Below are 12270 nucleotides of genomic sequence, written 5' to 3' on the forward strand. Positions count from 1 at the left end.
CGACCCAGGTCACCGCGATGAGCTGGCCCAAACGGCCAACGCGCATCATGGCCCGGGCCGGACCAACGGACTGCGCCCATCATGGCCCGGGCCGGTCAGCCGACGCGCGACATGGCGCGGCCCGTCGCTCAGTCGAGGTGCGTCGGCGCGAACATCTGCAGCAGGGTCTCGACCACCACGACGTTGGGGCCGTCGGCGGCCAGGGCCTCCTCGAGGGCGCCCTTGACGTCTCCGGGCTCCACGCGCCGCGCGGGCACGCCGAAGGATTCGGCCAGCGCCACGAAGTCGGGCCGCGCCAACTCCGTCGCCGTGGCCTTGCCAAATGCGCCCACCATGTATTCGCGCAGGATGCCGTAGCCGCCGTCGTCGACGATCAGCCACGTGACGGGCACGTTGTGCTGCCTGGCCGTGGCGAGCTCGGAGATCGAGTACATCGACGATCCATCGCCGGAGACGGCGAGCACGCGCCCGTCGACCCCCGTCTTCCCGGCCACGGCGAGGCCCACGGCACCGCCGATCGCCGCGGGGAACCCGTAACCGAGGCCACCGGCGCCCTGGGCGGAGTGGAACTGCCCGTCGCGGGAGTCCCAGCAGCTCCAGCCCCAATAGGCGGCGATCGTCATGTCCCAGAAGGTCTGCATCGAGTCCGGGACGGCGGCCCGGATGTCCGCCATAAACGCCTGCTCCTTGGCGAGGTCCTGCGCATCGAGCCGGGCCCGGACCTTGGCGAGGGTCTGGGCGACGACGTCCTCCGGCGACTTGCCGTGCCAACTGCGGTGTCCGCCGAGCGCCACGAGCGCGTCGCCCTCGGCCACCCCGGAGGCGAAGCCCTCGTTCTCCCCGCGGGCGCGGCCGTTGCGGTCCTCCGCCACGCGGCGCAGCCCGTCGACGAGGAAGGCCAGGGCGGACTTCGCGTCGGCCCGGATGCCGAGCGCGGGACGGTTGGACTCGAGCACCCGCGGTTCGGCGTCGATCTGGATCATCCGGCCGCGCGGGTTGAGCGTGAAGTAGTTGGACGTGACTTCGCCGAGGGAGGAACCCACGACGATCAGCACGTCCGCGTCCTCGAGCACCTCGGTGGTGTGCCGGTCCTCGACCCATGACTGCAGGCTCAGCGGGTGCTCCCACGGGAAGGCGCCGTTGCCGCCGGGCGAGCAGATCACGGGGGCGCGCAGCCCTTCGGCCACGGCGAGCAGCTCGGCCTCGGCACCGGCCCGGCGCACGCCGCCGCCGGCGACGATCGCCGGCCGCTCGGCCACGGACAGCCACCGCATGGCCTCGCGGATCAGCTCGACACGCGGCGGGTGGTCGTACGGCTCGGCGAGCGCGTCGAAGACCGGCGGGACGAAGACCTCGGCCAGCAGCACGTCCTGCGGCACCTCGACCCACACGGGGCCTTGCGGCACGGTCACGGCGTCCGCCCAGGCGTCCTGGATCGCGGACGGGATGCCGGAGGCGTGGTGGACGGTGCGCTGGCTCTTGGTGACGTTCGCGGCCGAGGCCTTCTGGTCGTCGAGTTGGTGCAGCATGCCCTTGCGGCGGGCGCCGAGGCCGTCGAGCGGGATCTGGCTCGCGACGACGACCATCGGCACGCCGGTCGCGTAGGCCTCCTGCAGCCCGGCGAGGGAGGTCAGGGCGCCCGGCCCGGTGGAGAGGAACAGGACGCCGACCTCGCCCGTGGCCCGGGAGTACCCGTCGGCCGCGAACGCGGAGTTGTTCTCCACGCGGGAGGACACGAAGCGCAGCGAGGAGCGGGAGAGCGCGTCGAAGAGGCCGAGCGCGTGCTGGCCGGGGATCCCGAAGACGGTCTTGGCGCCAAGCGCCTCCAGCGTTTCGATGACCAGGTCGCCGCCGTTGCGGACGGCCCCGGCGGACGCGGTGGCGCCGGACGACGCCGGGGCCGCACCCTCGGCGGGCTGGTTCTGCTGGGTCTGCATCTACTTCACGCCCTCTTCCAGGGCCGCGGCCCCGGCGCCCTGCGCGCCGGAGGAGGCAGCGGCGTCGTACCCATTCTGCCCCGCGCGCTTGTCGGCCATCAGGGTGATCAGATCGTAGGCGACGTGGGAGGCCGCGACGCCGGTGAGCTCGGCGTGGTCGTAGGCCGGGGCGACCTCGACGACGTCGGCGCCGACCAGGTTCATGCCGCGCATGCCGCGCAGGATCTCCAGGAGCTCGCGGCTCGTGATGCCGCCGGCCTCCGGCGTGCCGGTGCCGGGCGCGTGCGCGGGGTCGAGGACGTCGATGTCGACGGAGATGTAGAGCGGACGGTTTCCGATCCGGTCGCGCAGCTTGGCCACGATCTCGGCGACGCCTTGGTAGTAGACGTCGGAGCTCGTGACGATCCCGAAGCCGAAGCGGCGGTCGTCCTCGAGGTCCTTCTTGCCGTAGAGCGGGCCGCGGGTGCCGACGTGGCTGATGGCCTCGGTGTCGAGGATGCCCTCCTCGACCGCGCGGCGGAACGGGGTGCCGTGCGTGTATTCGGCGCCGAAGTAGGTGTCCCACGTGTCCAGGTGGGCGTCGAAGTGCAGCATGGCGACGGGCTGGCCGGCGCGCTCGGCGGCGGCGCGCAGCAGCGGCAGCGCGATCGTGTGGTCGCCGCCGATCGTCATGAGGCTCGAGCCGTCGGCCGTGAGCGCGAGGGCGTTGTCCTGGATGGTCTCGATGGCCTCGTTGATGTTGAACGGGTTCACGGCCATGTCGCCTGCGTCGGCCACCTGCACGTCCTCGAACGGCGAGACGTCCAGGGCCGGGTTGTAGGGGCGCAGCAGGCGGGAGGCCTCGCGGACGTGGTTGGCGCCGAAGCGCGCGCCCGGGCGGTAGGAGACGCCGGCGTCGAACGGGACGCCGACCACCTTGATGCCGGCGCCGGAGACCTGGTCCAGCCGCGGGAGGCGGGCGTAGCTCGCGGCTCCGGCGAAGCGCGGGATGCGCGAGGAATCGATCGGCCCCAGGTGTCCGTTGGCTTCGATGCGGATTTCTTCCATGGCTTCTCCTCGGCAGGGGTACGACGCCGGGGCCCGGGTACCGCCGTGCGGTTCCGCGGGTGCCCGGCCGGGCAACGGTAGTTGCTCGTGATGAAACAGGCGTTGCCTCCAATGCTATTTGTGGCGCCCGTTACAGTCAAGGCGCGCCCGCCGGGCGGCCCGGACCGCGGTCCCGGGCTCAGCCGGCGGTTCCCCCGAGCCGGACGCTGATCTCCTCGGCGGAGCGGCGGCACGCGGCCGCGAGCGAGGCGAGCACGTCCTCGGTGACGCGGTAGCGGGGGGCGGCGATCATGACCGCCGCGACCACCGTGCCACGGTGGTCGCGCACCGGAGCGGCGACGCCGACCTCGTCCTCGCTGGTCTCCCCGTAGTTGACGGCGCTCCCGGCCGCGCGGACCGCGGAGAGCCGCTCCCGATAGCCCGCGACGTCGGCGCCCCCGGACTCGAACTCGATGGACCCCTCCGCGATCAGGGCCGCGACGTCGGCCGGGTCCTCGTGCGCCAGGAACACCTGGACCGAGGCGCTCAGGCCCGTCGCGTAGCGGCTGCCCATCGGCGAGGTGTGCTTGACCTGGCGCGGGCTCGCGAGCTGTTCGACGGAGATGGACTCCGCACCGTCCCACACCGTCAGCGCGACGGTCTCGCGCGTGGAGTCGCGCAGCTCCTCCAGCACGGGGAAGGCGATCCGGCGGACGTCGAGGTTGGCGAGCAGCGGGCCGGCGACCGCGATGAGGCCCAGCCCCAAGCGGTACTTCCGCGTCGCCTCGTCCCTTTCCACGATGCGTTCCTGTTCGAGCGTGGCCAGGATGCGGGAGACGGAGGACTTGTGAAGTCCCACCTCCCCCGCGATCTCGGTGACACCGCGGACCGGCGCCTCCACGGTGAAGCACCGCAACACGTCGACGACGTTCACGATCACGGAGGCGCCGCGGGCTCCGCCGTTCTCGCCGCCCGCCTCCCCGGCCCCGTTCCCGGGCCGGCCGTTCGCGCCGTGGCCGGGCTCCGGCGTCGTACTCCGGACCATTGCCGTCCCTTTCCCGGCCGGCCGCGCCCGCGAGGGCACGGGCCCGGCCCCTGCGTGGTGGTGTTTGCTCGAGGATACCGTGCGCCGCTCCGGGGAACCGCCCCACGGCGCAGGGCCCCGCGGCCGCCCGGAGGCGGGCGCGGGGCCCTGGCGCGTCGGCGCGGCTAGGCGTCGATGATGTTGTTCTCCGGACCGAAGCCGAACTTCGTGATGTTCTCGGCGCCTTCCTCGCCGACCACGAGGATGTCGTGCTCGCGGTAGCCGCCCGCGCCCGGCAGGCCGTCGGCGACCGTGATCATCGGCTCCATCGAGACGACCATGCCCGGCTCCAGGACCGTGTCGATGTCCTCGCGCAGCTCCAGGCCGGCCTCGCGCCCGTAGTAGTGGGACAGGACGCCGAAGGAGTGGCCGTAGCCGAAGGTGCGGTTGGCCAGGAGTCCGTGCCCGATGTAGATCTCGTTGAGCTCGGCGGCGATGTCCCGGCAGACCGCGCCGGGCTTGATGAGCTCCAGGCCGCGGCGGTGGACCTCGACGTTGATGTTCCACAGCTGAAGGCTCCGCTCGTCCGGCTGGCCCAGGAACAGGGTGCGCTCCAGGGCGGTGTAGTAGCCGGACGTCATCGGGAAGCAGTTCAGCGAGAGGATGTCGCCGCGCTGGAGCGTGCGGGTCGTGGCCCAGTTGTGGGCGCCGTCGGTGTTGATCCCGGACTGGAACCATACCCAGGTGTCGCGCACCTCGCGGTCCGGGAAGGTCCGGGCGATCTCGTGGACCATGGCCTCGGTGCCGATCAGCGCCACCTCGTACTCGCTGATCCCCTCGCGGATCGCGGCCTTGATGGCCTCGCCGCCGAGGTCGCCGATGCGGGCGCCGTGCTTGATGACCTCGATCTCCTCCGCGGACTTGATCATGCGCTGGCGCATGGCGTCCTGCGAGACGTCGACGAGCGTGGCGCCCTCGAACGCCGCCTGGATCTTCTGGCGGGTCAGCAGCGGCAGGGCGTCGTCCTCGACGCCGAGCCGGCGGGCCGTCACGCCGCGCTGGCGCAGGGCCTCCTGCAGGCCGAAGTAGAAGTTGTCCCGCTGCCAGTCGGTGTAGACGATGTTCTCGCCGTAGCTCGTGCGCCACGGCATGCCGGCGTCGATGTTGGCGGTCACGGTGACCGAGTCGTCGGCGGTGACGACCAGGGCGTAGTTGCGGCCGAAGGTCGTGTAGAGGAAGTCGGAGTAGTACTTGATGCCGTGGTAGCTCGTCAGGATGACGGCGTCGAGGTCCTGGGCGGCCATGATCCGGCGCAGGCCGGACAGGCGGCGCTCGAACTCGGCGTCGGAAAAGGTCAGCGGCTGCTTGGTGCCGTTGTGCAGGACCTTGAGGCGCTCGAGCTCGGCGATCGATCCGGGGGTGGTGATGGTCATGGTGTCCTCCTGTAGGGGTGGTGTCCGCGAGGGACGTGGGGTTGTTGGGGTTCGGTGGGCCGGGTGGAGCCGCCGCTCACTCGGTGCGCAGTGGCTTGTTGACGGTCTCGGTAGCGCAGGCAACGGCGACCAGGGAGATCGCGGCGGCGCCCATGAGGTACCAGCCGGGGGCCAGCATGCTGCCGCTGGTGGCGATCAGCCAGGTCGCCACGAGCGGCGCGGTGCCGCCGAAGACGGCGTTGGAGAGGTTGAAGCTGACGGCGAATCCCGTGTAGCGCACGCGGGTCGGGAAGAGCTCGGCGAGGAAGCTCGGAAGCGTTCCGTCGTTCAGGGTCAGTGCCGCGCCGAGCGCGATCTGGACCAGCAGGATCACGGCGAAGCTGCCCGTGCTCAGGAAGTGGAAGGCGGGAACGGTCATGGCCAGGAACACCAGAGAGGCGCTCATGAGGACCTTCTTGCGGCCGAACCTGTCCGAGAGCATGCCGGTCAGGAAGATGAAGCCGATGTACGTGGTGAGCGCGACCGTCGTGGCAAGGTAGGAGAGCGTGGCCTCGAGGCCCACCTCCTGGGACAGGTAGGTCGGCATGTAGCTGAGGATCACGTAGAACCCGACGGCGTTGAGCAACACCGCGCCGCACGCCAGCACGAGGCTCCGTCCGTGTTTGCGGAAGAGGTCGCCGACCGGCGCCTTCACGACCTCGTCCTCCCGGGCCAGCTCGCGGAAGGCGGGAGTATCCTCGAGCTTCGTGCGGATGTAGCGGCCGATCAGGCCCATGGGGGCGGCGAGCAGGAAGGGAAGCCGCCAGCCCCAATCGGACATCTGGCCTTCGTCGAGCGTCGACGTGAGGACGGCCGCGATGAGTGATCCGAAGAGCAGCCCCGCGGCCGTGGATCCGGGCACGACGGCGGCGTAGAGCCCGCGACGGTTGGCCGGCGCGTACTCCACGAGGAAGGCCGAGGCGCCCGCGTACTCGCCGGAGGCGGAGAAGCCCTGGACCACCCGCATGGCCAGCAGCGCCAAGGGCGCCCAGACGCCGATCACGCCGTAGGACGGGATCAGGGCGATGCAGAAGGTGGCGAGCGACATCAGCAGGATCGACCAGCTCAGGGCCGAGCGGCGGCCGATCCGGTCCCCGATGTGCCCCCAGATGAAGCCGCCCAGGGGACGGACCAGGAACGAGATCGCGAAGAGCGCGAACGTCAGCATGAGTCCGGTCTGCGGATCGGACTCCGGGAAGAAGACGGCGGTGATGGTGACGGCGAGGTAGCCGTAGACCGCGTAATCGAACCACTCGACGAAGTTGCCGATGAAGCTCGCGGTCACGACCCGGCGCCGGGTGGCGCTGGTGACCTGCTCGGGGCGGTTCCGGCTGTTGGGATTCGGCTCGCCGGTCCCGGCGTCGCCCGCCGGCCGAACGGACGCCGTTGTCCGTCCAGCCTGCTCGGGAAGTCGTGTCATGTGGCTCCACCCATGCTCGGGTTGCAATCAATGCAACGGTGTTGCATCCATATGAGCATGTGGGCCACGTCACGTCAAGACCCTCGCCCGCATGATTTCCTGCGGCCCGGAACACCACAAAACGTCGCGGACCACCCCCGCGTGGAGGTGGTCCGCGACGCATGGACGGCGGGCCCGCCGGGCCCTCGGACGGCTACCCGGTGGCGCCCGCGGCCGACGGCGCGGATTCCTCCGGGGACCCGCCCGGCGTCTGCCTCCTCGCCGTATCGAGTTCCCGGGCCAGGTCGGCGACGATCTCGGCCACGACCCGCTCGTACAGCAGGCGCCCCTTCTCGGCGTCGGACCCGGTCGGCGCCGAGAGGCAGCCCGTGGCCGGCGTCCGCGCTTCGACCACCGGCAGGCGGTCGAAGCGCGGCAGTTCGGCCGGCGGGTGGTCCACGGCGCGCGCCAGGTCCACGAGCGCCGGCTCGAGGTGCAGCATCAGCGAGGTCTCCAGGACCCCTCCGTGCTCGATGTCCCAGCCCGGGAAGCCGTCCGGGTACACCGCCGCGAGCACGTCGTCCGTCACGAAGTCCCAATAGGACAACAGCAGCACGCCGGGCCCGTCCGGGCCGCTCAGGCCGAGGTCCTTCACGGCGAGGTCGATCCCCTCGTAGAGGAACTGGTAGTTCTCGTAGTGGCCGTTGAGGACGACGACGTGGCGCGCACCCTGGGCGAGCAGGGATCCGACGACGTTCCGCGTCAGGCCGATGACCGTGGCCGCATCGAGGCTGACCGTTCCCGTGAGGTGGTTGCCGCCGCCGGACTTCTGCTGGGACTTGTAGCCGTAGGCGAAGGGCTGGGCGACGAGCCCGCCGATCCCCTCCGCGACCCCGGCCGCGATGCGGGCCGAGAGGATCGCATCGGTGCCCAACGGCAGATGGGGGCCGTGCTGCTCCAGGGCTCCGACCGGCAGGACCACGGTCCCCGCGCCGCCGGCGAGCCAGTGGGCGAAGGCGTGGGCATCGATCTCGGCCAGGTGGACGCGTGCCGCACCTGGTGTTCCCTGTTCCATGTTTGCTCCTGATTCCGCGCGCGGCAGGCGGCCGCGCGCCGTCGTGGTGTGGGGCCGGCCGGGTCAGCCGCGGTCGCCGCCGGGGGACCCGGGCGGGAGGACGGGCAGTCCGTCGTCGTCGAGGAAGCGGTCCTCGTCGCGCGGTTGCGGGTCGTTGACGTCCTTCTCCAGCTGCTTGACCTCCTTGGTGCGGCAGCGCAGCCGCCGGATCAGGTTGGCGATCATCAGCAGGATGACGAAGGAGAAGGGGAAGGCCCCGATGATGGTCCCGGTCTGGACCGTGTCGACGACCGCGGTACCGCCGAGCGAGAGGAGGACGATCGCCACCGAGGCGATGCTCGCCACGAGGACCACGCGGAACCACGGCCCGGCCTTCTTCGGCGCGGAGACGAACTCCGCGAGGGCGTAGGTGCCGGAATCGAGGCTCGTGACGTAGTAGGTGGCCACGACGATCGTCGCCACGATGATCAGCAGGACGCCGATGACCGGGATCATGCCCAGCATGGAGAACAGTCCGCTCGAAGTGTCCACCGCGACGTCGTCGGAAATCGACCGGTTCGTGGCGTCGTCGTAGTACAGGGCGGCGGATCCGATGATCCCGATCCACACCATGACGATGAGCGACGGGATGATGGTCACGCCCAGGACGAACTCGCGGATCGTGCGGCCGCGGGAGATGCGGGCGATAAAGCCGGCCACGAACGGTGAGAAGGCGATCACCCAGCACCAGATGAACACCGTCCACCAGCCGTTCCAACTGTCCTGCCAGCTCTCGAGCGGTCCGGTGGCCGTCGCAGCATCGGTCCAGAGGCTCATCGGCACGAAGTTGTAGAAGAACGCGCCGAAGGTCTGGGACATGTTGGACAGGATGTAGACGATGGGGCCGAAGAGGAAGACACCGACGACCAGGACGATGCTGAGGATCGAGTTGGCCTCGCTGATGCGCTTCATGCCCTTGTTGACTCCGACGAAGGCGGACACCGCGGCGAGCACGCCGAGCCCGGCGATGACACCGACCCACACCCACGGCCCCGGCTCGATGCCGGTGAACGCGGCCAGGCCGGAGGTGAACTGCATCGCTGCGAAACCGAAGGACGTCGCGAGCCCGAGCACGGTGGCGATGATCGCGAGGAGCTCCACGACGACGCCGGCGGGCCGCTGGATCCTTTCCGGAAGGATGTCCACCGTCGCCTCGCGGAACGTCAGGGTCTTGCCGAGGTTGTGATGGGAGTAGGCGAGGCAGATCGCGACGACGCAGTACATCGCCCACGCGGTGAGCCCCCAGTGGAAGTAGGCCCAGACGATCCCGGCTTCCCCGGGATTGCCGTTCGCGGCCATGAGCGGCGCGTCGTCGCGGAGCATGATCGGCTCGGCGACGGACCAGAAGATCAGGCCGATGCCCTGCCCGCAGGCGAAGAGCATGGAGTACCAGGCGAATTTGCTGTGCTCTGGCTTGGACTTCGGCCCGCCGAGCCGGATGCGCCCCACCTTGGAGAACGCGAGCCAGACGCAGACGACGACGGCGATGACGGAATAGAGGATGAACAGCCAGGTGAAGCCGGACGTCACGAAGGTCCGCATCTCTCCGATGACGAAGGCGGCCCCGGCGGGATCCACCGTGACGGCGATGATGACGGCGACGATCAGGACGGGCGGGAGGATCTTGATGACCGCGCGGTCCAGCGGTGGGATGACGCGGCCGCGGAAGCGCGGCAGGTTCACACCGGGGCGGTTTCTCCCGCCGTCCGGGGACGGCGCCGGGGCCCCCGCGAGCGGTTCGGCGACGGACGGGGCGGGCGCGGGCGGGTCGGCGGCGGCCCGGTCGACGGCCGCGGGCCGGGGAGTTGGTGTCGTGGTTGCGGAGGGATGGGGAGCGGCCGGGGCGGGGACGACGCCGTCGTCGTTTCCGCCGCGCAGCCCGGTGGCATTGGATTCGGTGTGTGACATCTGGAGGGCCCTTCGGTTCTCCGGCCCGTTGGGCCGGTTTTCTGGGGAAGATGCGGAAACACGAGAGTTGCGATCTACGCAACTGTGTTGCAGATCACTCTACCCAGAGGGCGCTGACAGTCAAGGATTGTTGCGGACGCGACCGTGCGGCCGGGCCGGAGCCAGCACTCAGAGAACGGCGCGGACCGCCTGCTCGAAGTGCCCCACGTGCTCCGTGGCAAGCCGCTCGGCCTCGTCCGGATCGCCGTCGAGGATGGCCCGGAGGAGGCCCACGTGCTCCGCGATATGGCTCTCGATCGACGGCAGGCGGTCCAGGACCAGGCACCAGATGCGGGTCGCCAGGTTGTCGAGCCTCACGAGCGACTCCTCGAGGTGCAGGTTGCCGGCGGCCCGGTAGATGAGGCGGTGGACCTCGAGGTCGTACTCCATGAGCTCGCGGCGACCCCGGCCGCCGTCGAGGGAGCCGATGGCCTCGGCAACGTCCTCCAGCTCGGCCCGGACTGCCGGATGCGGATTCCGGGCGGCCTTGCGCGCCGCGAGCGGCTCCAGGACGGCGCGGACCTCGGAGATGGCCGCCAGCTCGGTGATGTCCACGATCGTCGCGAACGTGCCCCGGCGGGGGTAGGAGACGACGAGGTGGTCCGTCTCGAGCCGCTTGAGCGCCTCCCGCAGCGGCGTGCGGCCGAAGCCGAGCTCCGCCGCGAGGGCCCCCTCGTTGAGGGGGTCGCCGGGGGCGATGTCGAGCATGATCAGCCGGTCGCGCAGGATCCGGTAGGCCTGCCCGGCCAGCGACCCCTCGGAGCCCGGGGCCCGCCCGCCGCTACCGGTCGCGGGATTCCGAGCGCCTCCGGCGGTGGTTGACGTGCTCATCGGCTCCTCCTGCTTGTCGCGGCCCCGGTTCCTCCCGCCGGTTTCGGCGAAGGCCTTGACGCCCTGTGATCCCGATCATACTATGAGTCGCACAGTGATATATCAGTTGTCGACCATTAGTTCCCCAGGAGGATTCATGTCCCAGGCCACAGAGATCGCATCCGGCGGCGCATCAACGGAGGCCGACCGCGTCGCCGGGCCGGGCACCACGTATGAGCCGGTGGTCGCGGGGTCGTTGACGGCGTCGTTGGCCGCGTTGGATCCGGAGGTCGCTGCGGGGATCGACGCGGAGCTGTCGCGGCAGCGGGGCGGTCTGGAGATGATCGCTTCGGAGAACCACACGGCGCAGGCGGTGATGGCGGCGCAGGGTTCGGTGTTGACGAACAAGTATGCCGAAGGGTACCCGGGGCGCCGGTACTACGGTGGGTGCGAGCACGTGGACGTGATCGAGTCGCTGGCGATCGAGCGGGTCAAGGCGCTCTTCGGGGCGGGTTTCGCGAACGTGCAGCCTCATTCGGGGGCCCAGGCCAACGCGTCGGTGATGCACGCGCTGATCCGTCCCGGCGACACGGTGCTGGGGTTGAATCTGGCCCATGGCGGGCACTTGACGCACGGGATGAAGATCAACTTCTCCGGCCGCTTGTACACGATCGTCCCGTACGGGGTGGACGAGTCCAGCTACGAGGTGGACATGGACGAGGTCGAGGCCCTGGCGTTGGAGCACCGGCCGAAGCTGATCGTGGCCGGTTGGTCGGCGTATCCGCGGCAGCTGGACTTCGCCCGCTTCCGGGCGATCGCGGATGCGGTCGGGGCGTACCTGATGGTGGACATGGCGCATTTCGCGGGCCTGGTCGCGGCGGGGCTGCATCCCTCCCCGGTCCCGCACGCGCACGTGGTGACCTCCACGACGCACAAGACGCTGGCGGGCCCGCGCGGCGGAATCATCCTCTCCAACGATCCGGAGATCGCCAAGAAGGTCAACTCCGCGGTGTTCCCGGGCCAGCAGGGCGGGCCGTTGGAGCACGTGATCGCGGGCAAGGCGGTCGCGTTCAAGATCGCCGCGGGCGAGGAGTTCGCCGAACGCCAGGCGCGGACCCTGGCCGGGGCGCGGATCCTGGCCGAACGCCTCACCCGCCCGGACGTGGCCTCGCGGGGGATCAGCGTCTTGACCGGGGGCACGGACGTGCACCTGGTGCTGGTGGACCTGCGGGACTCGGTGCTCGACGGGCAGCAGGCGGAGGATCTGCTCGCGTCCGTGGAGATCACGGTGAACCGCAACGCGGTCCCGTTCGATCCGCGCCCGCCGATGGTGACCTCGGGGCTGCGGATCGGGACCCCGGCCCTGGCCACACGCGGCTTCTCCGAGGCAGCGTTCGCCGAGGTCGCGGACGTGATCGCCGAGGCCCTGATCGCCGGGACCGACGAAAACGGTGCCGATCCGGAGACCCTGGCCGGCCTGAAGGAACGCGTCGAGGCCCTCGCCACCGCCCACCCCCTCTACCCGGACCTGCCGAACCTCG

At 70.5% G+C, this 12270-nt stretch carries 9 protein-coding genes; 1 reads left to right on the plus strand and 8 read right to left on the minus strand.

Features of this window, described 5'->3' with window-relative positions; genetic code table 11:
- Positions 1 to 128 precede the first annotated feature (128 nt).
- The 8 genes from ACQ3I4_RS15075 to ACQ3I4_RS15110 form a co-directional block, all read right to left on the minus strand.
- Entirely contained in the window at positions 129 to 1937 is a 1809-nt protein-coding gene (locus ACQ3I4_RS15075; RefSeq protein ID WP_329863204.1) for a thiamine pyrophosphate-binding protein, read from the minus strand.
- Positions 1938 to 2984 (minus strand): agmatinase, encoded by a 1047-nt coding sequence (gene speB, locus ACQ3I4_RS15080; RefSeq protein ID WP_430633847.1) that lies wholly within the window; start codon positions 2982 to 2984, stop codon positions 1938 to 1940. It lies immediately after the preceding gene.
- A gap of 178 nt (positions 2985 to 3162) precedes the next feature.
- The gene (locus ACQ3I4_RS15085) at positions 3163 to 4008 is read right to left on the minus strand and encodes an IclR family transcriptional regulator (RefSeq protein WP_329863201.1); all 846 of its coding nucleotides are present in this window, start codon (positions 4006 to 4008) and stop codon (positions 3163 to 3165) included.
- A 164-nt stretch (positions 4009 to 4172) separates the two neighbouring features.
- Positions 4173 to 5420, minus strand: coding sequence for an aminopeptidase P family protein (locus ACQ3I4_RS15090; protein ID WP_329863200.1), 1248 nt, complete (start codon positions 5418 to 5420; stop codon positions 4173 to 4175).
- Between the two features lie 76 nt (positions 5421 to 5496).
- Entirely contained in the window at positions 5497 to 6879 is a 1383-nt protein-coding gene (locus ACQ3I4_RS15095) for an MFS transporter (RefSeq protein ID WP_329863198.1), read from the minus strand.
- 193 nt (positions 6880 to 7072) lie between these two features.
- Positions 7073 to 7933 carry a creatininase gene (locus tag ACQ3I4_RS15100; RefSeq protein ID WP_329863196.1) on the minus strand — a complete coding sequence of 287 codons (861 nt, stop codon included), beginning with the start codon at positions 7931 to 7933 and terminating at the stop codon, positions 7073 to 7075.
- A gap of 63 nt (positions 7934 to 7996) precedes the next feature.
- Positions 7997 to 9880, minus strand: coding sequence for a BCCT family transporter (locus tag ACQ3I4_RS15105; RefSeq protein WP_430633848.1), 1884 nt, complete (start codon positions 9878 to 9880; stop codon positions 7997 to 7999).
- A gap of 168 nt (positions 9881 to 10048) precedes the next feature.
- On the minus strand, positions 10049 to 10750 hold the full coding sequence (locus ACQ3I4_RS15110) for a GntR family transcriptional regulator (RefSeq protein WP_329863192.1): 702 nt from the start codon (positions 10748 to 10750) through the stop codon (positions 10049 to 10051).
- Between the two features lie 136 nt (positions 10751 to 10886).
- Here ACQ3I4_RS15110 and glyA point away from each other — a divergent pair.
- Positions 10887 to 12270: serine hydroxymethyltransferase (gene glyA, locus ACQ3I4_RS15115; protein WP_329863190.1), on the plus strand; the 1384-nt coding region annotated here is incomplete at its 3' end.

Origin of the sequence: Zafaria sp. Z1313, assembly GCF_050563205.1 — a bacterium.
Taxonomy (GTDB): domain Bacteria; phylum Actinomycetota; class Actinomycetes; order Actinomycetales; family Micrococcaceae; genus JAZDCJ01.